At 63.6% G+C, this 21267-nt stretch carries 13 protein-coding genes; 8 read left to right on the forward strand and 5 right to left on the reverse strand.

Features of this window, described 5'->3' with window-relative positions; all coding sequences use genetic code 11:
* Positions 1-232: 232 nt before the first annotated feature.
* Positions 233-1165, forward strand: a complete 933-nt coding sequence (locus tag QMK33_RS10915; protein ID WP_283564618.1) for a porin family protein — start codon at positions 233-235, stop codon at positions 1163-1165.
* Positions 1166-1273: 108 nt separating this feature from the next.
* On the opposite strand, the gene QMK33_RS10920 is transcribed toward QMK33_RS10915, so the two are convergent.
* A complete protein-coding gene (locus QMK33_RS10920) occupies positions 1274-1705 on the reverse strand; it encodes a nucleoside deaminase (RefSeq protein WP_283564619.1) in 432 nt (143 codons plus the stop codon).
* Positions 1706-1784: 79 nt separating this feature from the next.
* Positions 1785-5471: a DUF7948 domain-containing protein gene (locus QMK33_RS10925; protein ID WP_283564620.1), complete on the reverse strand. Its 3687-nt coding sequence runs from the start codon at positions 5469-5471 to the stop codon at positions 1785-1787.
* 254 nt (positions 5472-5725) lie between these two features.
* Here QMK33_RS10925 and QMK33_RS10930 point away from each other — a divergent pair, with 254 nt between their 5' ends.
* The 3 genes from QMK33_RS10930 (at position 5726) to QMK33_RS10940 (ending at position 9738) form a co-directional block, all read left to right on the forward strand.
* Positions 5726-6874: an endonuclease/exonuclease/phosphatase family protein gene (locus QMK33_RS10930; RefSeq protein WP_283564621.1), complete on the forward strand. Its 1149-nt coding sequence runs from the start codon at positions 5726-5728 to the stop codon at positions 6872-6874.
* 193 nt (positions 6875-7067) lie between these two features.
* Positions 7068-8588 carry a cysteine--tRNA ligase gene (gene cysS, locus QMK33_RS10935; protein WP_283564622.1) on the forward strand — a complete coding sequence of 507 codons (1521 nt, stop codon included), beginning with the start codon at positions 7068-7070 and terminating at the stop codon, positions 8586-8588.
* A gap of 124 nt (positions 8589-8712) precedes the next feature.
* The gene (locus tag QMK33_RS10940) at positions 8713-9738 is read left to right on the forward strand and encodes a M28 family peptidase (protein WP_283564623.1); all 1026 of its coding nucleotides are present in this window, start codon (positions 8713-8715) and stop codon (positions 9736-9738) included.
* 157 nt (positions 9739-9895) lie between these two features.
* Here the strand turns inward: QMK33_RS10940 and QMK33_RS10945 are convergent, their stop codons facing one another.
* Entirely contained in the window at positions 9896-10480 is a 585-nt protein-coding gene (locus QMK33_RS10945; protein WP_283564624.1) for a DinB family protein, read from the reverse strand.
* A gap of 159 nt (positions 10481-10639) precedes the next feature.
* Between QMK33_RS10945 and QMK33_RS10950 the strand changes: the two genes are divergently transcribed.
* Positions 10640-11575 carry a hypothetical protein gene (locus QMK33_RS10950; RefSeq protein WP_283564625.1) on the forward strand — a complete coding sequence of 312 codons (936 nt, stop codon included), beginning with the start codon at positions 10640-10642 and terminating at the stop codon, positions 11573-11575.
* A gap of 104 nt (positions 11576-11679) precedes the next feature.
* Here the strand turns inward: QMK33_RS10950 and QMK33_RS10955 are convergent, their stop codons facing one another.
* Positions 11680-13197 carry a hypothetical protein gene (locus tag QMK33_RS10955; protein WP_283564626.1) on the reverse strand — a complete coding sequence of 506 codons (1518 nt, stop codon included), beginning with the start codon at positions 13195-13197 and terminating at the stop codon, positions 11680-11682.
* Positions 13198-13360: 163 nt separating this feature from the next.
* Between QMK33_RS10955 and QMK33_RS10960 the strand changes: the two genes are divergently transcribed.
* Complete coding sequence (locus tag QMK33_RS10960; protein WP_349361730.1) at positions 13361-14995, forward strand: amidase; 1635 nt, start codon at positions 13361-13363, stop codon at positions 14993-14995.
* 102 nt (positions 14996-15097) lie between these two features.
* Here QMK33_RS10960 and QMK33_RS10965 read toward each other — a convergent pair whose 3' ends face one another.
* A complete protein-coding gene (locus tag QMK33_RS10965; RefSeq protein ID WP_283564627.1) occupies positions 15098-16507 on the reverse strand; it encodes an FAD-binding oxidoreductase in 1410 nt (469 codons plus the stop codon).
* A gap of 151 nt (positions 16508-16658) precedes the next feature.
* Between QMK33_RS10965 and QMK33_RS10970 the strand changes: the two genes are divergently transcribed.
* A complete protein-coding gene (locus QMK33_RS10970; protein WP_283564628.1) occupies positions 16659-17264 on the forward strand; it encodes a C40 family peptidase in 606 nt (201 codons plus the stop codon).
* Positions 17265-17432: 168 nt separating this feature from the next.
* The gene (locus tag QMK33_RS10975) at positions 17433-20945 is read left to right on the forward strand and encodes a TonB-dependent receptor (RefSeq protein ID WP_283564629.1); all 3513 of its coding nucleotides are present in this window, start codon (positions 17433-17435) and stop codon (positions 20943-20945) included.
* The last annotated feature ends 322 nt before the right edge of the window (positions 20946-21267 follow it).

Below are 21267 nucleotides of genomic sequence, written 5' to 3' on the forward strand. Positions count from 1 at the left end.
GGCAAAACCAGGGCTGGCGAAAAACTACTGGTTTTCTGGTAGGGCAAATTACCGCTTTCCCGTGACGCGCGCCGGAATGAGCCGGGGGAGCTTTGTCTCATTCTTTCACCCCGCTTTTGCCCATGTCTACCGTCCCAGCTCTGGCCGCCGCTCAGTCGCCCTAGTGGTTACTAAACTGCTCATTAGCAGGTTTATTGCCTTTTTCTTAACTCCCTCCTTTTCTGCGTTTATCATGAAAAATATTCTCTGCTGCCTTGGCCTGCTGGCCGGCCTTGCCACGCCCGCCGCCGCCCAGGACCGCCGGGCCGCGCTGCCAGCCCCCGTTGCCCGCCCGGCCGTGTGGAACGCCGGCTCCCGGCCCGGTAGCCGCGCCGATATGCCGGCCTCGCCCCGCCCGGGCTGGCAGCCGGCGTGCCCCACCTACCGCACGCTGGATGTAGCCAGCGTGGCCTTGGGCGTGCTGCAAACCGTGCACATGGTCCGCTTTCTGCGTGCTCACCCCGAGGTGCTGACGACGTACCCGGCCGCGCCGGAGCCAACGTGCTTCGGCCGCCGCTGGGCTGCCGCCGCGGTAGGCCGCCCGGCGGGTAGCGGCGCGCTGGCCGCCCGGTTTGGGGTGAAAGCGGGCTTCAACCTGGCTGGCATCACGGGTAGCAATGACCGGGGCTACAAGTACCGGGGCGGTTTCAGCGCCGGTTTCATGGCCGATGTTCCCTTCAATGAGCTGGTTTCCTTCCACCCCGAGCTGCTGTATGCGCAGAAGGGAGCCCGGTACAGCGGCACCGATGAGCTAAGCGGTATTCCGGTTGGCATCGACGGCACCCTGCGGCTGCACTACCTCGACCTGCCCTTGCTGGCGCGCCTCAAAACCGGTGGGTTTTTTGTGGAGGCCGGCCCGCAGCTGGGCTACCTGCTGGGAGTGCGCGAAGAGGCCACGGCTACCATTGCTGGCCTGGGGCCCTTCGCCGACAGCAATACTGACCTCGCCGGCTATCGCCGGCTTGACGTAGGCTACGTGCTGGGCGTGGGCTATCAACTGCCGCAGGGCCTCGAAGCCAGCCTGCGCTACAACGGCGGCTTATCCGACCTGCAAAACCCCTCCGATGACCCGAAGCTGCGTAACTCAGTCTTTCAGTTGCAGGTTGGGTATGCGTTTGGTAAGTAGTTGATATAAAGAAAGTAGGGTAAGCTTTAGCTTGCCGGGGGGCGCGCCGACTAGGAATTTCCCAGTTGGCGCGCCCCCCGGCAAGCTAAAGCTTACCCTACGTTTTTATTATTCCATAATATCCTCGTTCCAAAGGCCGGGCTCGGCCTCAATAAACTCGCGCATCATCTCCACGCACTCAGTTGAATCGAGAATCTCCACCTCCACACCGTGCGATTTCAGAAACTCCAGCGACTCGCCGAAGGTCAGGGCCTCGCCCACTATCACCTTGGGAATTTTGAATTGCACGATGGTGCCGGCGCACATGTAGCAGGGCATCAGCGTGGTATAGAGCACGGTGTCGCGGTAGGTGCGCTGGCGGCCGGCGTTGCGCAGGGCGTCCATTTCGCCGTGGGCGATGGGGTCGAGGTCCTGCACGCGCTTGTTGTGGCCGCGGCCCACAATGTTTTGGCCGCGCACCAGCACCGAGCCGATGGGAATGCCGCCTTCCCGGCGGCCCAGCCGCGCCTCGTCGATGGCGGCTTGCATGAAAATATCCATTGCTTTGGTTATTAGTTAGTTAATGTTCTTCTGTCCTTGCGCTCGCAAGGACAAACGTACGCATTCAAACTCAGCCCCTTTACCGCACCAGCTCTACCCAGCCCTTGATGGCGGCCGTGCCGTCGGGCGGCGTGAGCAAGTAGTAGTATACGCCGGGGGCCAGGCCCGCGCCATCCCAGGTGTTTTGGTAGGCGGCGTTTTCGTACACTTGCTGGCCCCAGCGCGAAAACACTTGCAGGCGGGGCGGGCAGCCCCCCAGGCGCGGGGTGAAGAGGTCGTTTTGGCCGTCGGCATTGGGCGTGAAGATGTTGGGAATCAGCATCTCCTGTACCGTTACCGGGGGTAGGTTCAGCGCCTGGCTGCAACGGCCCTGGTTGAAGCTGAGCGTGACGCGGGGCCGGAAAGTACCGGCCTTGAGGTAGGTATGCGTCACATCGGGGCCCGTGGCGACGGCCGTGCTGTCGCCAAAATTCCAGGTGAGCACCGCGCCAGCGGGTAGCTCGGCCGCCGGCTGGCTGAAGCGCACCAGCAGCGGCGCTACCGTACTGGGCACGCAGGTACCCGGCACCAGTACCGGGGCCAGCACCGGCACGGCCAGCAGCGTCACGCGCCGCGTGGCCGAGGCCGCGCAGCCCGCCGCCGGGGCCACGGTATACGTGAGGGCCACCGTGCCCGGTGTAGTGGGGGGCGTAAACACGCCGCTTGCCGATACGCCCGGCCCAGCCCAGGTGCCGCCCGCCGGCAAGCCGCGCAGCCGGAACGCCTGCCCGCTGCCGGGGCACAGCACCGTATCGGCGGGCACCGTTACCACGGGTGCCGGCAGCACCTTAATGGTGACGGTAGCCTGGCTGCTGCTGGTGCCGCAGGCCGCCACGGCCGCCACCGAATAGGTGAGGGTTTGGGTGCCTACCAGGGCCTGGCTGGGGGTGAATGTATAACTACCACTTGATGAAGAAGTTACACCAGGCCCGCTCCAGGTGCCGCCGGCGGGGCTGCCGCCCGTGAGGGCCAGCGGCCCGGCGCTGGCGCACACTGCCGGCAGGGCTGCCACCACCGCCCGCACCGGGTTGCTCACCGTAATGAGTAATCGGGCCGAGGCCGTGCAGGCTGCCGTGGCCCCGGGTACGGTGTAGGTGAGGGCCTGGGTACCCACCAGCGCCAGGCTGGGGGTGAAGATGAAGCCCGCCGCTACCGACCCCGACACGCCCGGCCCCGCCCAGAAGCCACCGCTGGGCAGGCCCCCCAACGCCAGCGGCGGCGAGCTCACGCACAGCGTCTGGTCCTGGCCCACGGCCGCCACGGTGGGCTCAAAGTTGAGCTTGAAGGCGGCGTTGTTGCACAGCGGCGAGCTACCCTGGGCCGGCGTGGAGATTGAGCCATTGACGGGCGAGTACGAAAACGCGCCCGGCGGCACCGGGAAGCCGTTACGGTTGGAGCACGAGCAGGCCGCCGCGTACACCACGCCGCGGGGGTCGAAGCGCGAGGTGCCGCCGTCCACGTGGTCGCCCTCCGAGTTGGGGGTGGCGTCGCCGAAGAACGTGCCGTAGGTGAGGGCCGTGAGGCCGGGCGCGAACTGCGCCAGGTAAAAATCGGAGCCCGCGCCCGGCGTATCGGGGGCCTGGCGCACGGCGTTGGCGGTGGTGGGCATGCCGTGGGTATAGCCGTTTTGGTTGACGAAGCTGGGGTAGGTATAAATGGGGGTGCGAAAGCCATTTACCTCACCGCCCCAACCGCACACGTACACCCGGTCGCACTGGTCTACCAGGAAGGCGGTGGGCGAGATATCGAGGGTGTTGCGCCCGCTGCCTATTACGGTGCTTATCAGGGCTTTATCTAAATCGGGACTCAGCTTCTGGATGAACGTCCGGCTGCCGGGGTTGTGGTACGCGCCCGCCGATACGGGCCAGGTGCCCAGCGTCTGGCCCAGCACGTACACGCCGGCATCGGCCCCGAGCTGCACAAAAAACGCCTGGTCGTAGGCGCTGGTACCCAGGTAGGTAGCCCGCTGCACGGCGCTGCCATCGGCCGCGATGCGGGCCACGTAGCCATCCACGTTGCCCTTCGCCCGCGGTTGGTAGCCGCCCGCGGTGCCCGGAAAGCTGGGGCTGAGCGTGCCGCCCGCTACGTAGGCATTGCCGGTCGCATCGAGCTGGATGGAGTAGGCCGCATCGGCGCCGCTGCCGCCCAGGAAGCCGCTCCAAACCAGGCGGTTGAGGCCCGGGGTGAGCTTGCACACCACGGCGTCGCAGGTGCCGCCTTGGTAGCGGCTGGCAAAGCTGCCGGCCGTGGTAGGGAAGCTGCCGGAGCCCGTAACCGACGCGATGTACACGTTGCCCTGCGCATCGGTCAGGATGTCGCCGCGCAGCGCATCGCCGTAGTTTTGAGGTAGTTGGCGCGCGGCCGAGCTGGGCACGTAGGCCGCAATGCCGTCGTTGGCGGTGCCGCCCAGGTAGGTGGAGGCGGCCAGCCCGCCGCCGCTGGCGCTGAGGCGCGTCACCACAATGTCGGTGCCGTTGCTCACCCGGTACACGCCCGGCCCACCGTCGCCGAAGGGGTCGACCGAACTGCCGCCCTGAAACCGGCTTTGCACCGCCCCGGCCGTGGTGGGGTAATCGGTGGACGACGTACTGCCCAGCACCAGCAATTCGTTCTGGGCATTGACTACCAGGCTGCTTGGGAAATCGGCCCGGTTGCCGCCCAGGTAGGTGGCCCACACCCGCGCCGCCCCCCCGTTAACGGCCGGGTTATACTTGATGAGCGCTATGTCGATAACGGCCGCAAACGTAGTCTGGTAAGCGCCCATCGTGGTCGGGAAGCTCGGCAGGGTCAACAAGTCATCGAGCACAATACCACCCGAGTACATGTTGCCCGCCGCGTCGTAGGCCGCCGTGAAGCCCCAGTTGCTGCCCCGCGCCCCCGAGTAGGTCGAGAACACCACCGTGGGGTCAATAATCAGCGGCCGGGCGTGGTCGTACGCCCCCAGTTCAAACGAAACCAGGTTTTCGGGGGCCGGGCGCAGGCGGTAGTGGCAGGCCACCGGCTGGCGCTGGCCGGTGGCCGCATCGAGCTGGTAGGCGTGGGGCAGCAGCTCGGTAAGCTCGCCCACCGAGGTGCCCACGTGCAGCTGGCCATCGGCGCTGAGCGTGAGGCCGGTAGCGCCCTCGTAGCGCAGCTGCACGCGGCGCGCATCGGCCCCGGCCGCCACCTCAAAGTCGTACTCCAGGTGCTGGGTGGCGTTTTCGTAGAAGCGGGCGGCCACGCCCGGCCACGGTGCATCGTAGCGCACCTGCCGGTAGCCGGGCACGGCGCTGGCCCAGCGGGCGGGGTCGTTGCCGTGCAGGTAGTTGCGCACTTGGCCGGTGGGCTGGCTGGGTTGCAGCGCGGTGGTAGTGTCGGCCCCCACAAAGCGCACCCGCAGCTGGTGGCCCTTGATGGGGGCCGCGCCGCCGGGCGGCGCCGCGGCCGCCGCGCGGGCCGGGGCCGCTTTGGCGGCGGCGTGGCCCGGCCCCGCGTGCGGGTGCTCAATGGGCTGCAACAGGCTGTAGCGCAGGCCGCCCGGCTCCAGACACAGGTGGCCGCCCGGCACGGCCGCCGCGTAGCGCACCGCCGCCGGCCACTGGCCTTTGTTGGCCACAAACTCCAGGCTCGGGGCCTCGTCGGCCGGCAGGGCTACGGCCGCTGGGGCGCGCCCGGCGCTCGACTGCGCCCAGCTGGGCCCACTGAGCGCAAGTAAATAAAGAAGACCAGCGTAAAAATTCTTCTGCATATAAAATGGTCGGTGCGAGTGGCTAGTAAAGCTAGCGCAGTTTTCAGGTTGGCCGCTACTCCGGTCGGCCAGCTCGCGCCGGCCGACCAGTTTAGTATGTCGGGCGGGTCAACGACAACCGGTCGGCCGGCTAGCGCCGGCCGACCGGCGCGAAACCAACCCGCAAACCGCAGTGAGCCCGCCCGCCCACCGCCGGGCGCGAAAGGCCGTATTTTTGTCGGGTCGGGGGCCAGCTTACGCGCGCCCGGCCCGTTGTGCGCCGTTTGCTTTCTTATCGTTTTACCCTGCTCGTGCTCGTGGGCCTGCTGCTGAGTGTGGCCGCCGAGCGGGTGCCGGCCGGGCAATTGGCCCTGGCCCCGCTGCTGGCCCTCACGGTGCCGCTGTGGCTGGCGCTCACGGGGCTGCTGGCGCTAGGCTGGGGCTTGCGGGGCCGGCGCATTGCGCTGCTGCCGCTGGCCGCGCTGGCGCTGGCCTGGCCGCAGGTGCAGCGCGGGCTGCCGCTGCATTTAACAGTTAACAATAAGCAATTAGCAGATAATCAAGAGTCTGTAGTTAAAAATCAGAAAACCAATACGTTGCGTTTGCTGTCGGCCAACGTGCGGATTTTCAACGTGTATGCGCACCTGCGCAAGGCCGACCCTACTGCGCCGGCCCGCGCCATGGCCTGGCTGGCCGCCAGCCCCGCCGATGTGCTGTGCTTGCAGGAGTTTTACCAGGAGCCGGCCGGCACGCGCACGGCCGATGGCGACCTGTTTCGGGTGGCCGACAAGCTGGGGCCGCAGCGTGGGCGGCAGGTATTCGTGTCCAAGAGCCTCACTAATAGCGCGGGGGCCGAGTTTGGGCTGGCTATTTTTTCGCGGCTGCCCATTGTGGGGCGGGGCGAAATCGCCTTTGGCCGCCTCAGCCAGAACCACGCCATGTGGGTCGATGTGGCCGGCCCCGGCCGCCGCGACACGGTGCGGGTTTTCAACGTGCACCTCCAAAGCATGAGCATGGACGAGAACGATATTGTGGCCGCTGGCACCAGCAAGGCCGGTTTGCAGCGCAAGGGCCGGGGCCTGCTCGGGCGCTTTGTGCGCGGCGCGGCGGCCCGCGCCTGGCAGGCCGATACGCTGCTGGCCCACATTCAGCGCTCGCCCTACCCGGTGCTGCTGGCCGGCGACCTCAACGACCTGCCCTATTCCTACGCCTACAACCGCCTGGCCGGCCCGCTCCAAAACGCCTGGGCCACCGTGGGCTTTGGGCCGGGCAACACCTACCACGGCCACCTGCCCCCGCTTTTGCGCATCGACCAGCAGTTTGCCGGCCCCCAGTGGCGGGTGCTGGCCTGCCGCATTCACACCGAAATCCTGTATTCCGACCACTTCCCGGTGGAGGCGCTGTACGAGTTGAACGGTCTGTAGGGTAAGCTTTAGCTTGCCGGGCGTTGGTTGCCTATGAGCCTCAAGCTTACCGTTTGCCCACCTGCCCAAACGCCCGGCAAGCTAAAGCTTACCCTACAAACCGTTCAGTTGCCAAACTTTGCCGGACCTTTGCCGTTGGCTACCGCCCATTCCTCAACAAGCAGCCCGCCTGCTACCTGATGACTGCTACTTGATGACTGAAAAAATGCTGACGCTTTATAATACGCTCACCCGCAAAAAGGAATCTTTCGCGCCCGTGCACCCGCCGCTGGTGGGCCTCTACCTCTGCGGCCCCACCGTGTACAACGATGCCCACCTGGGCAACGCGCGCGGCCCCATCGTGTTCGACGTGCTCACGCGCTACCTGCGCTACCTGGGCTACCAGGTGCGCTACGTGCGCAACATCACCGACGTGGGCCACCTCGTGGGCGATGCCGACGACGGCGAGGACAAACTCGCCAAAACCGCCCGCGCCCAAAAGTTGGAGCCTATGCAAGTGGCTCAGCACTACACCGTTCGCTATCGCCAGGCCATGGCCGCCCTTGGCTGCCTGCCCCCCGATATCGAGCCCCAGGCCAGCGGCCACATCACCGAGCAAATCGCGCTTATTGAGGAGATTATGGCGCGCGGCCTGGCCTACGAGGCCAACGGCTCGGTGTATTTCGACGTGCCCAAGTACAACGCCGAGGGCCTGAGCTACGGCCGCCTCTCGGGCCGCGTGGTGGAGGAGCTGCTGGCCGGCACCCGCACCGAGCTGGCCGGCCAGGACGAAAAGCGCTCGCCCACCGACTTCGCGCTGTGGAAAAACGCGGCCCCTGAGCACCTGATGCGCTGGCCCTCGCCCTGGGGCGAAGGCTTCCCCGGCTGGCACCTCGAATGCTCGGCCATGAGCCGCAAGTACCTCGGGGCCGAGTTCGACATTCACGGTGGCGGTCTCGACCTCATGTTTCCGCACCACGAGTGCGAAATTGCCCAGAACGAGGCCAGCGCCACGCCCGGCACCGGCGCGCGCTTCTGGCTGCACAATAATATGCTGACCGTGAACGGCCAGAAGATGAGTAAGTCGCTGGGCAACTTCGTGACGCTCAACGAGATGTTTCAGGGCCAGAGCGCGGCGCTGTCGCAGGCCTACTCGCCCATGACGCTGCGCTTCTTCTTCCTGCAAGCCCAGTACCGCTCGCCCATCGACCTCAGCGACGACGCCCTGCAAGCCGCCCGCAAAGGCTACCGCAAGCTCATGAACGGCCTGCGCCTGCTGGATAGCGGCAAACTGGAAACGCGAACTGCGGAGGTTGAGATTGACGCCGAAAAGCTAACCGCCAACAGCCAGCAGCTAACCGCGCTAAGCCAAAAGCCCTTCGAGTTTCTCAACGACGACCTCAATACGCCCCGCGCTGTGGCCGCTATATTCGACCTGCTTAAGCGCTTCAATACGCTGGCTACCAGCCCCGTGGCCCTGGCCGAGGTGAGCCCCGAAGCCGTGGCCGAAACCAGCGCCGCCTACCGCACCCTGGTCACTGACATCTTGGGCCTGTGCGACGAGCCCCGCGCCAGCGCCGAAGAGCTGCTGGCCCTGGCCCTGGGCTTTTACCAGGAAGCCAAAGCGGAGAAAGCCTACGACAAAGTAGACCAGATTCGTGCCGCCCTCAAAACCCAGGGCATCGTCATCAAAGACACCAAAACCGGCGTCGAGTGGGCGTATAGCGAAGACTAAACCCAGAAGTTTGTCAGGCTGACGCAGGAAGCATCTTATCACGGCTGCCTTCGTCAGAACTACTAACTCAAGCGGCGCGGGCGTGATAAGGTCCTTCGCAAGCTCAGGATGACAACTGTTTTCTATGCGTGCTCAACGTTTTCAATTTTCGCTGCTCGCCGTGGCCGGCTTGGTCCTGCTCACCGCCTGCCCCGCCGAAAAGCCCGTCGAAACGGCCGCGCCGCCCGTGGCAGCGGCGGCCATCAAAGCCCCGGCCTTCAACGCCGATTCGGCCTACGCCTACACGGCCAAGCAGGTGGCCTTCGGCCCGCGCGTGCCCAACTCCAAGGCCCACGTGGCCTGCGGCAACTACCTGGTGGCCAAGCTAAAGCAGTTTGGCTTGAGCGTGCGCGAGCAGCCCTTTGAGGCTAATACCTTTGATGGCACGCGCATTAAGGGCCGCAACATTATTGCCCAGTACCAGCCCCAGACGGCGCGGCGCGTGGCCATTTTTGCGCACTGGGATACCCGCCCTTTTGCCGATGCCGACAAGGGAACCAAGAAAAACAAGCCCATGGACGGGGCCAGCGACGGGGCTAGCGCCGTGGCTACGGCCCTCGAAATAGCCCGCAGCATCAGCCAGCAGCCCGCTGGCCAGGCCCCCAACGTGGGCGTCGACATCATCCTGTTTGATGCCGAAGACTGGGGCCATGACGAAACCAGCCAGGCCGATGTGCCCAACAAGCTGCCCGCCGGCACCGACTCGTGGTGCCTGGGCTCGCAGTACTGGGCCAAAAACCTGGTGCCCGCCGGCTACAAGGCCGAGTACGGCATTTTGCTCGACATGGTAGGGGCCAAAGGCGGCCACTTCACCCGCGAGGCCCTCTCGCTGAGAAACGCCCGCCCGGTGGTGGACAAGGTGTGGAATACAGCCGCTAAAATTGGATATTCCGACTATTTCCTATTCAACGATACGAGCGAGATTCTCGACGACCATAAGTACGCCAATGACGCCGGCGTGCCCACCATCGATATCTACGACCACCCTGCCTACGGCGGCGAATACTTCCCGGCCTATCACCACACCACGGCCGACAACATGAGCCTCATCGACCGCAAAACGCTGAAGGCCGTGGGCCAGACGGTGTTGCAGGTGCTGTATCAGGAATAAAGCGCAGCTGAAAGGGAGGAAATAAGAACGTCCTGCTGAACAAAGTGAAGCATCTCTACCGCATCGTTGAATGACGAGGTAGAGATGCTTCACTGCGTTCAGCAGGACGTCCTTGTTTGGCGTGGCCCTCAGTTTGTCAGCGTAACTATTAGATTATCTATTTATTAGCCGTAGCGACTGCTACCTGCTCAGCTTGCTTCACGTAGCGCTGCAGGTGAATGACGAGCGCCTCAAACACATCGGTGAGGCGCAGGCGCAGCCAGGGGTACAGCGGGTTAGGTATGCGCACGGCACCGGCATCGACCTGGCGGGCCAGCAGCAGCAGGCGCAGCAGCTCATCGAGCTGGCGGTTGAACGACTCGACGACCGTGCCGGTGAGGCGGGTGCCGGTGGGCGCGTACTGCTTGGGGCGGCGCAACAGGTTGTCGCCCAAGCCGTTGCGGTCTTGCGTGGTGGAGGTGAAGTAGCGGCCAAGCCAGCCGCTGCGCACCTGCGCGCCGGCCGTAGAGCCACTGGCCTGGGCCAGCCGCAGGCGCGCCTTGAGGTTGGGCAGGTAGTAGCCACCCACTAGGTTGAGGTGTTCCAGGCACTGGGCGGCGCTCCACTTATCGTAGCCGGGGCGGCGGTTGAGCTGCTCCGAGGTGAGGGGGCGCAGGCGCTGGTGCGAGAGCACGCGCAGGGCCAGCACCTTGTTGGTGAGTTGGTCGAAAAACTCGGTTGTATCGCGTGCGGAAGCACTCATATGCGGAGGAATGCCGGGCAAGGCGCTGCGTTTAAGTTGTAATATTACGGCGTAGGCCGGATTAGTACTACCTGCCTCCATGCCTTTTCCCGTTGGCTTATGCATAAACCCGCTTCTCTTCTCCGTCACTTCTGCTGTCTGCTTGGCTTGTTGCTAGGAGTGGCAGGCAGAGTGGCGGCCCAGGCCGTGCCCAACCCAGGCGAGAAAATAGAAAGCCTGGTCACCTTTGGCGCGCAGGCCCCCATCACCAGCGGCGACGACGATTTTACCCAAACCTTCTTCTTTCTAGTGCCCGCCACCGAGCGGCGGCCCCTCTACATCCGGGTGTTTGACCCCGATTGCGGAGGGCAGCTCGATGCCAAGGTGGGCCAGTTTAATACCCGCACCGAGTTCAGCCTCTACGGCGGGCCGGGCACGCACTCGGCCAAAGGCGCTACCGACCCGCGGCCGGTCAGCCCCGCCGCGCCGCCCACCGGCCGCCTGCTCAAGCAGCAGGTTTTTGGCGAAGACCCAGCCTACGATGGCAAGTATTTCAACTTCGGCCCCCTCAACCCGCTGGAGGGCGAGCTGGTAGGCCAGTTTCAGGGCTACGTATATAAGGTAGTGGTGCGCGGGCTGAGCGGCAACGACGGCAACCTCTATCGCTTCTTCCTCAGCAGCAGCCCCACCGAAAACGTGCCTATTCCGGGGGGCAACGCCTTCACCTACGAGTACTGCTTTCGCATTCCGGCGGCGGCCCCTGGCCGGGCCGTTACGCTGCACCTCTACCCCTTTGCTAATGAAGGAGTTGTCAGTATCAAGCAGAGCAATTTCGACATGGATAACTCGGCCAAGCTCACCGTATTCAGCATAGCAAAAAACGGCCACGCGGCCCCCGTGAGCGGCGATGGGCAGTGGACGAGCAGCATCCTGCCCATCGACACCAAGGAGCACGGCTTGTCACTGGATTTTCGGCTGGTAAGTACCGCGCCCATCTTCAACGACGTGGTGTTCTACGTAACCGACCAGTACGACACGGCGCTGCCCTTCTTTGCCGTGCCCCTGGGCGGCCCGCCGCGCTATAAGTACGATATCGACATGAAAGTGCATCGGTAAAGGGGTAGTTGAGTAAATGAGTAAGGGGTGCAGGAGTGCTGTTGTTCATTGAATCAGCACGACATTACTCCTGCACCCCTTACTCATTTACTCAACTACGCCATTTACTGATTGTCCCGCCCGGCGTTGCGGCGCGGGGCGGTATCGTCGGCATCCTGGGGCTTGTCGCCGTCGGCAGGCCGGAAATCGTCGCGCTTGTCCTGGCCGTAGTTCTGGGCTTTGTCCTGGCTGGTAAAGTTGTCGTATTCCGGGCCGCGGGCGCCGGGGTTCTCATCGTCGTAGGAGCCGCCCTTCGAGCCGTGGCCCTGGCTGACGTCGCCCTCCTTGGAGCCCGCCGGGCCAAAGCCGTTGCGCGAGTCGCCGGTATTGGGGTTGCCCGCCGGGGCTTCCTCGCTGCGGCCGTGGCCATAGCCGTAGCCGGGCGCTTGCATAGTATCGGGCGAGTTGACGGGGGCGGGGGCACCCTGGCCGGCGGGGGCGTTGCCGCCCGGCTGCTGGTCGTGGCTGCGGCCGCCCTGGGTGCCCTGGTTGTCGTAGCCCCCGCGCGACGAGCGCTCATCCGCTGCCTCGCCGTGGCCGTTGGGGCCCATCGCAAGGTGGTTGGCCGTAGCGCCGGCCGGCAGGCCTACCCCCGAGGTATGGCCGTAGTCGGCCGCGTAGGCACTGCCGACGGTGGGCGAACCATTATCGTTCTGAAAGGCGGCCGTGGCACCTTCTTTACTGGGTAGGTTACGGTTGTCCTGCACGTTGCCGCGGCCATCGGTCTGGCGGTCAGCTATGTTATCGCCAAACGATGCGGTGGGCACGGGGGGCGTGTCGCGCACGGCGTGGCCCTGCTCGGCGGGGTTGCGGTCCTGTCCATCGTAGTCGCGGTAGGCGTTGTGCTGGAGGCCGGGCCGCGACGCGCCCTCGCCGTAATACTTTTCTTCAGTGGCCTCGGCGGCGGGGTGCTCGGCGGCCGTGTTCACCTCGCGAAACTGGTTGCCGTAGCCGCCGTGGGTAGCGCCCAGGGTACCCTGCTCGCCAAACTCGCCCCGGTTGGCATCGGCGCGCTGGTTATCGGCGCGGGTAAGGTCTCGGAAGCTGCCCTGCACGTCGTTGCCAAAGTTGCCGCCGTACACGTTGGGCTGGGCTGCGTTGTTGGCGGGGGCTGATACGTCGGCGGGGCTGGCCTCGCGGTTTTCCTGCTCGCCACCTTCCTCCACGGCTCCCTCGCCGGCGGCCATCTCGCTGTCAACCAGCTCTTTGGTAGAAGGCGGCGCAGTGTTGTCGGGGCTGGGGGCGGGGGCGGGCGGGGTGGTTTTATCGGCTAGCTGGTGCAGGTTTTGGGCATCGCCGGTGGGCTGGGGTTGCACATCGGCGGGGTTGGCTTCGCGGTTTTCCTGCTTGCCGCCTTCCTCCACGGCTCCCTGGCCAGCGGCCATTTCGCTGTCGAACAGCTCTTTGCTGGAAAGCGAAGGAGTGGGAGTCGCCTCGCCCGACTGCATAGCCGGCGTGGCTGGCTGGAGCGAGCTGTTGGCGTTGGTGTTTTGGGCGTCGGCTCCCATTTTGGCGGTTTCGTTGGCTGGCTGGCTGGGGCGGTTGCCGGCAATATCGTTGGGCTGGTCGTTGAGAGTTGGCATGAGTTGACGGGCTAGGAGAAAGGATGGAGGGTGGGAACGGAAAAGGATTACCGCTTAGCTATACGCCCCGGCGCGGCTGGTGTTCGGCTGGCCTTGCTGCGGGTAGCCGGGCTTACATTTGGTGGCCCCCTGGTCGGGGTCACTTTCCCACGTTTTCACCGCTATGATGCAACGCCGCCAATTTCTTCAGCAGAGCACGCAGGCCGCGCTAGCTTCCGCACTCCTGCCACTAGCTGCCACCGCCGCCACCTTGCCCGATGCGGCGCTGGCTGAACTGCCCTCCAACGCAATATTTGATAAAGAGGTAGATGTTATTGAATTAACAATCAATGACTTGCAAAAGATGCTGCAAGACGGCCTCACTAGCCGCCGCCTGTGCCAAGCCTACCTCAGCCGCATTGCGGCCATCGACAAGGCCGGCCCTGGCCTGAACGCTATTATCGAGCTGAACCCCGACGCCTTGCGCATCGCCGACGACCTCGACAAAGAGCGCAAGGCCGGCAAGCTGCGCGGTCCGCTGCACGGCATCCCGGTATTGATAAAGGACAATATCGACACCGGCGACCAGATGCAGACCACCGCCGGCGCGCTGGCCATGGCCGGCCACCACGCCGCCCAAGATGCGCACGTGGCCAAGCAGCTGCGAGCGGCTGGGGCTATCATTCTGGGTAAAACCAACTTAAGCGAGTGGGCCAACTTCCGCTCGACGCATTCGGTGAGCGGCTGGAGCAGCCGCGGCGGCCAAACCCACAACCCCAACGTGATTGACCGCACGCCCAGCGGCAGCAGCGCCGGCTCGGGCGCGGCGGCTTCGGCCAGCCTGTGCGCCGTGGCGGTGGGCACCGAAACCAACGGCTCCATCGTGTCGCCCAGCTCGTGCAACGGCTTGGTGGGCCTCAAGCCCACCGTGGGGCTGGTGAGCCGCACGGGCATCATTCCCATTTCGGCCACCCAGGATACGGCCGGCCCCATGGCCCGCAGCGTGCGCGATGCGGCCATTTTGCTGGGCGCGCTGGCCGGCCCCGACCCCGCTGATGCCGTCACGGTTTCGGCCCGCAACCCGGCCAAAGCCGCCGACTACACCCGCCTGCTGCGCCCCGACGCCCTGAAGGGCCAGAAGCTAGGCGTAGAAAAAAGCCACCTTGCCAGCCAAACCGCCGGCGGCGAGCTGCTACGCCAGGCGGTGGCCGCCCTCAAAGCCCAGGGTGCCACGGTAGTAGAAGTAGATGTGCGCACCCCCACCCAGCCCATCGGCGAGGCCGAGTTCGACGTGCTGCTCTATGAGTTTAAAGACGGCGTGAACAAGTACCTGGCCGGCACCAAGGCCCCGGTCAAAACCCTGGCCGACGTTATCGCCTTCAACAAGGCCAACGCCGCCAAGGCGATGCCCTACTTCCAGCAGGAAATATTGGAGCAGGCCGAAAAAACCGACGGCCTTACCAGCGACAAATACAAAACTGCTCTGCGTAAAGTGGTCGATATCTCCCGCGCCGCCCTCGACGCGGCCCTGAAAAGCAACGGCGGCCTGGCTGCCGTGGTCGGCATCACCACCGGCCCGGCCGCTTGCATCGACCTCGTGAATGGCGAATATGGCACCGGCCCCGGCTATGCGGGCGCGGCGGCCATGGCTGGCTACCCGCACCTCACGCTGCCCATGGGCTACGTGCACGGCCTGCCCATCGGTATTTCGTTCGTGGGCGCGCCGTATAAGGAAGCGGAACTGCTGGCGCTGGGCTACGCGTATGAGCAGGCCACCAAGCACCGCCGCGCGCCCGAGTACAAGGCGGTAGTGGGCTAGAAGTACGTAGCGTAAGCTTCAGCTTGCGAGCGAGCGCAGCGAGCATGCGGGCCTGGGTGACCCTAGCGCCAGCTGCTCGCAAGCTAAAGCTTACGCTACCTGCTAAAATATCTTGCCTGGGTTTAGAATACCTTGTGGGTCAAATACTTGCTTGATGCCGCGCATCAGGTTTAGGTTGGCTTCGGCTAGGGCAATGTGCATGTACTGCTTCTGCACCAGCCCGATGCCGTGCTCGCCCGAGATGGTGCCGCCGAGCTTCACGCAGAGCGCAAAAATCTCCGAAATGGGCTCGCGCAGGCCCACGTTCCACTGCTCGTCGGTGAGGGTGCCGCGGATGATGTTGACGTGCAGGTTGCCGTCGCCGGCGTGGCCGTAGCACACGGTTTTGAAGCCGTGGCGGGCGCCGATTTCCTTCACGCCTTTCAGCAGGGTGGGCAGCTCGGCGCGGGGCACCACGGTGTCCTCCTCCTTATATACGGAGTTGTAGCGCACCGAATTGCCGATGTTGCGCCGAATGCGCCAGAGGTCGTCCTTCTGACCGGCCGTGTCGGCAAGCAGGATTTCGCCCACGTCGTACTTCTCCAGCACGCCGTACACCTGCTCGGCTTCCTTGTAGAGCTCGTCGAGGTCCTGGCCGTCCAGCTCGATAAGTAACTGAGCGGTAATGTCTTCGGGCATAGTAAGCGGAATTTTCAGGTAGTCGGACGACCAAGCGATGGCCTCGCGCTCCATAAACTCCATGCCCGAGGGGATGATGCCCGCCCGAAATACCGCCGATACCGCCTCGGCCGCCTGCGCCTCCTGGCGGAAGGGCACCAGCATCAGAATGTTGTGCTGCGGGTAGGGGAGGAGCCGAAACACCGCCTTGGTAATGATGCCCAGCGTGCCCTCCGAGCCCACCATGAGCTGGGTGAGGTTGTAGCCGGTAGCGTTTTTGAGGGTGTTAGCCCCCGTCCAGATAATTTCGCCGGTGGGCAGAACTACTTGTAGGTTAAGCACATAGTCGCGGGTAGTGCCGTACTTCACAGCCTTGGGGCCGCCGCTGCTCTGGCTGAGGTTGCCACCCAAAAAGCACGAGCCTTTGCTGGCCGGGTCGGGCGGGTAAAACAGGCCCACTTCCTTCACCGCGTTCTGAAACGCCTCCGTTACCACGCCCGGCTCCACGGTCGCTTGCAGGTTGCGCTCGTCAATTTTGAGAATCTTGTTGAAGCGCTCCATGCTGAGCACCACGCCGTTGTGAATGGGCAGTGCCCCGCCGCTGAGGCCAGTGCCGGCCCCGCGCGCCGTTACGGGCACCCGGTGGTCGTGGCAGAGCTTCATAATGGCGCTCACCTCCTCCACGGTGCCGGGGCGCAGCACCACGTCGGGCGCAAAGTGGAGGTCCTCGGTGTGGTCGCGGCCGTAGGCTTCGTACTGCTGGGCCTCGGTGCGGGCGGCCGTGAGCACGTGGGCCGGGCTCACTATCTCCTCGAAAGCAGATACTAGCGCGGGGGTAAGGGCGTTGAATTGCATGAGTGAAAAAACGCGGCCGGGGGCCGCTGGGCTATATTTGCCAGTAATGCAGTGTGAAAAAACGAAGGTAAGGCCCACAGCGACAGTGCTCACTACGGCGCGGCGGGTGGGCCCCCGTGGCGGGTGGCGAGGGTATTACGGCCTGGTAATCGTGTTGTTACTGCTCGGCAGCAGCTGCCAGCGCAAGCTCAACCAGCACAACGGCCGCTACTACTCGGCCCGCGACATGGCCCGCCTGAAGCACGGCCAGCGCACGGCCCGCCCCAGTGCCCCGCGCACCAAAACCAGAACCACCACCACGGCCGCCGGCGGCAGCGTAACCACCACCAAAACGGTGGTGAAGCGCCCCTTTCGCACCGGCAACGCCACCGGCACGCTGGCCAGCGTCATCGACAATGCCCGCGGCTACCAGGGCACGCCCTACCTGTTTGGCGGCACCACGCGCCTGGGCCTGGACTGCTCGGCGCTGCTCCAGTTATCGTTTGCCGAGGCCGGCGTGACCATTCCGCGCTCCAGCAACGAGCAGGCCGTATGGGGCCAACCCGTGAAGCCGACCGAGCTGAAGCCCGGCGATTTTCTTTTTTTTGGGGCCTCGCCCGGTTCGCAGGTCATCACGCACGTGGGCATGGTGACGGTAGTCGATGGCGAGGGCGTCGAGTTCATTCACGCCTCTACTTCGCTGGGCGTCATTGAGAACAGCTTCGAGGCCGACTATTACCTGAGCCGGTTTATTCGGGCGGTACGGCCCCGTTTGTGAAGGCTTAGTGAAAAATAGATGAAGGTTTAATGAGTATTTAGTAAACAGTGGAGCTTAGTAAGCAATTAGCCCTTAGATTGTTAACATTGCCGTAATATGGCGGCCTAAAGAGGCGAAGTACCTTTGCGCGCCTACCCGCTGCGCTCTTTTTTACTTTTTTCCCTCTTTATGAAAATACTATACTTTCGGCACGCTTTCGTGCTGGCGTTGCTGCTGCTGGTAGCCCAGCTAAGCTGGGGCCAGGGTGCCACCACGGCCGCTATGAGCGGCACCATCACCGATAGCAAGGGCCAGCCCCTGCCGGGCGCTACCGTGCTGGCGGTGCACACGCCCACCAACACGCAGTACGGCGTGGGTACCAATACCGAGGGCCGCTTCAGCATCCAGAATATGCGCGTGGGCGGGCCCTACACCATTAAGGTGTCGTTTGTGGGCTACCAGGATTTCACCCGCACGGGGGTGAACCTGACGCTGTCCGAAAACTTTCGCCTCGATACCAAGCTGGGGGAGGCCTCGACTCAGCTGACGGAGGTGACGGTAACGGGCCGCCAGAACTCGGTTATCAACGCCGACCGTACGGGCGCAGCCACTACCATTCAGCGCGCCCAGATTGAGCAGTTGCCCACCATCAACCGCTCGTTTGCGGACTACACCCGCCTCACGCCCCAGGCCAGCGGCAGCGGCGGCTTCGGGGGCCGCGATGGCCGCGTCAACAACGTAACCATCGACGGCGCGCTCTTCAACAATGCCTTCGGCCTGTCGGGCACCATTGGCGGGCAGGCCAACGCCCAGCCGATTTCGCTCGATGCCATCGACCAGATTCAGGTAAGCATCGCGCCCTTCGACGTACGCCAGGGCTCGTTTACGGGGGCCAACGTGAATGCCGTGACCCGCTCGGGCACCAACAAGGTATCGGCTTCTGTATATGGCTTTTACCGCGACCAGAAGTACGTGAGCAAGCAGATTGGCGACGTAAACAACCCGGTGCCTACCTTCAACCTCAAGAACTTCGGCTTCCGCGTGGGCGGCCCCATCATCAAGGACAAGCTGTTTTTCTTCCTCAATGCGGAGCGCGAGCTGCGCACCGACCCGCCCTCGGGCAACTACCAGGCCGCTACGGCCGGCAACCCGGCCAACGGGCAGACGGTATCGCAGGCCTCGGCCCGGGACCTGGACGCGCTCAGCAGCTTTCTGACGCAGAATTATAACTACAGCCCCGGCGCGTACCAGGGCTACTCGCTGGCCTCCAACAGCGATAAGATTACGGCCAAGCTCGACTGGAACATCAGCGCCAACCACCGCTTCAACATCAAGTACAACTACCTCAAGTCGTACCGCGACGTGCCGCCCAGCTCCTCGGGCGCTATCGGCAACAACCGGGCGCAGACGATATACGGCTTGCCCTACGCTGGGGCGTATTACCGCATCAACAACAATCTGAACTCGATTATCGCGGAGCTGAACAGCTCGTTCGGAACGAAATACTCGAACAACCTGACGGCGGGCTACATCGCTAACCGCGACTTCCGGCAGGCGGTCGGGGGCGGGGATATTCCGCAGTTTCCGCTGGTGGACATCGGCACTGGTTCGGGCCTGAGCCCCATCACGACGGACGCTAAAACGGGCCAGCCGGTTTATGCGCGGGTAACGGCTCCGCAAACGCTTACTTCGTTTGGCTATGAGCCGTTCTCGGCCTTCAACATCCTGAACACCGACACCTACCAGATTGGCGACAACTTCACGGCGTTTTTGGGCAAGCACAACCTCACCGTAGGTACCTACAACGAGCTGTATAAGTTTACCAACGGCTTTGCGCCCCAGTACTACGGTGCGTTCACGTACAACTCGTTGCAGGATTTTTACGCTTCGGCCTCCACGGCCACCGCACCCTACGGCTACAACTACACCAGTGGCGGCCAGCCCACACCCCGCACCCAGGCCGATGGCCTGCGCCCGGCCCAGCGCTACCAGTTGCGCTACTCGGCCCTGGCCGACGGCTCGTTTCCCTTCGCCGTAACCAACGCCGCCCAGATTGGCCTGTACTTGCAGGATGAGTGGTCGCCGGCCAGCAACTTCAAGCTGACCTACGGCATCCGGGGCGACTTGCCCATCATTTACTCCACCATTCAGCAAAATACCGCCCTGGCCAACCTCACTTTCCGGGATGGCATTCAGCTGAACACCAGCCAGACGCCCAAGCGCACGGTGCTGTATTCGCCCCGCGTGGGCTTCAACTGGGATGTGAACGACGACCGCAAAACGCAGTTGCGCGGCGGCACGGGCATTTTCACCGGCCGCGTGCCCTACGTGTACCTCTCGAACCAAGCCAGCAACAACGGCGTGCAGTTTGGTACGATTGACTTTCAGGGCAATGCTGCCCTGCCCTATTCTTTTGGTGGCGACCCCAACAAGTACCGCACTCAGCTGGCGGCGGGCGGGGCCAATACCCAGTACAACATAGCCGTAACGGACCGTAGCTTCAAATTTCCGCAGGTATGGCGCTCTAACCTGGCCCTAGACCACGAGCTGCCCGGTGGCGTGGTGGCTACTATCGAAGCCCTGTACTCCAAGGATGTGAACGCGGTTTACTTCCAGAACGTGGATTTGCCCGTAACGACGCAGCGCGCGGCAGGGGCAGATAACCGTCCGATTTTTTACACCGCCAACGGAACCGGCGGGGTAAACTCATCGCCCTACAACCGCCTCTACGGGCAAACGCCTGCCGGTGTGGCCACTACCGCTACGGCCGCCAACCCCGCCATCACCGATGCCATTCTGCTCACCAATACCAACAAAGGATATTCATACAGCCTGACGGCTCAGCTGCAAAAAACCTTCAGCAGTGGCTTCTATGCCATGGCCGCCTATACTTATTCCGATGCCCGCTCGGTAAACGATGGTGGCACCATTGCGCAGTCGAGCTGGTCGGGCCGCCCCGTTTCGGGCGACCCCAACGCCAACGTACTCAGCTACTCGCAGTACTTGGTAGCGCACCGCGTAATTGGCTCCGTGTCGTACCGCTTCAACTACCTGGGCCACCTCGGTACCACGCTCTCCGCTTTCTACAACGGTCAGCCCAACGGCCGCTACTCGTACACCTACGGCGGCGACATGAACGGCGATGGCGTGCAGGGTAACGACCTGATGTACATCCCGCGCACCACCAGCGTCGACCAGATTCAGTTGGTAGACCGTGTATTTGCTGATGCCAGCAAGGTGACGTACTTCACCTACACCGCCGCCCAGCAGGCCACCGACCTGGAAAACTACATTCAGGCTGACCCTTACCTGCGGGCCCACCGTGGCCAGTATGCCGAGCGCAATGGCGCCTCGCTGCCCTGGCAGCACCAGGTTGACGTGCGGGTGCTGCAAGATATCTTCACCAATATTGGGGAGAACCGCAACGCCCTGCAATTCAGCATCGACATCTTCAACGTAGGCAACCTGATTAACCGTAACTGGGGCTCGGCGCAGTTTCAGTACACGGCCCAGCCGCTGGCCTTTGCGGGCTACAATGCCCAGGGCACGCCCACGTACCAGTTTCAGTACATCAGCAGCCCCCGCCAGGCGGGTGGCACCGTAGCGGCCCCCACGCTGCTCACCACGCCCTTCCGCCCCGACGTAACCACGCTGGTATCGCGCTGGCAGGCCCAGATTGGCCTGCGCTACCTCTTCAACTAATTGCCCCCGGCCCTGGTGGCCCAGCTGGGTACCCGCATAAGCGGGGCAGGAAGTAATTCCTGCCCCGCTTTTTTTGTGGCCGTCCGTCCCAGTCAAATTGGTCTTATTATGTTTTAGTGAATTATTTGCAAGTGGCCATTGCTTGCGAATAAGTAACATAAAATATTGATAATCAGTAAACTAAAAACATTATAATCGTTGCTAAATGCTTTTGGCGGGCATTTGCTTCTGTTGCTGGGGTAGGATAGCGTTTGGATGATGAAGGGGTGAATGCTTGCCAGGACTGCTTATCTTTGCAGCCTCTTGGCAACTGTGAGCCTTT

This window comes from Hymenobacter sp. H14-R3, assembly GCF_030063445.1.
In the GTDB taxonomy this organism is placed as follows: domain Bacteria; phylum Bacteroidota; class Bacteroidia; order Cytophagales; family Hymenobacteraceae; genus Hymenobacter.

Coding starts and splice junctions, on each gene's coding strand:
- QMK33_RS10915 (WP_283564618.1), top strand. CDS start 233: ATGAAAAATATTCTCTGCTGCCTTGGCCTGCTGGCCGGCCTTGCCACG.
- QMK33_RS10920 (WP_283564619.1), bottom strand. CDS start 1,705: ATGGATATTTTCATGCAAGCCGCCATCGACGAGGCGCGGCTGGGCCGC.
- QMK33_RS10925 (WP_283564620.1), bottom strand. CDS start 5,471: ATGCAGAAGAATTTTTACGCTGGTCTTCTTTATTTACTTGCGCTCAGT.
- cysS (WP_283564622.1), top strand. CDS start 7,068: ATGACTGAAAAAATGCTGACGCTTTATAATACGCTCACCCGCAAAAAG.
- QMK33_RS10940 (WP_283564623.1), top strand. CDS start 8,713: ATGCGTGCTCAACGTTTTCAATTTTCGCTGCTCGCCGTGGCCGGCTTG.
- QMK33_RS10945 (WP_283564624.1), bottom strand. CDS start 10,480: ATGAGTGCTTCCGCACGCGATACAACCGAGTTTTTCGACCAACTCACC.
- QMK33_RS10955 (WP_283564626.1), bottom strand. CDS start 13,197: ATGCCAACTCTCAACGACCAGCCCAACGATATTGCCGGCAACCGCCCC.
- QMK33_RS10960 (WP_349361730.1), top strand. CDS start 13,361: ATGATGCAACGCCGCCAATTTCTTCAGCAGAGCACGCAGGCCGCGCTA.
- QMK33_RS10965 (WP_283564627.1), bottom strand. CDS start 16,507: ATGCAATTCAACGCCCTTACCCCCGCGCTAGTATCTGCTTTCGAGGAG.
- QMK33_RS10975 (WP_283564629.1), top strand. CDS start 17,433: ATGAAAATACTATACTTTCGGCACGCTTTCGTGCTGGCGTTGCTGCTG.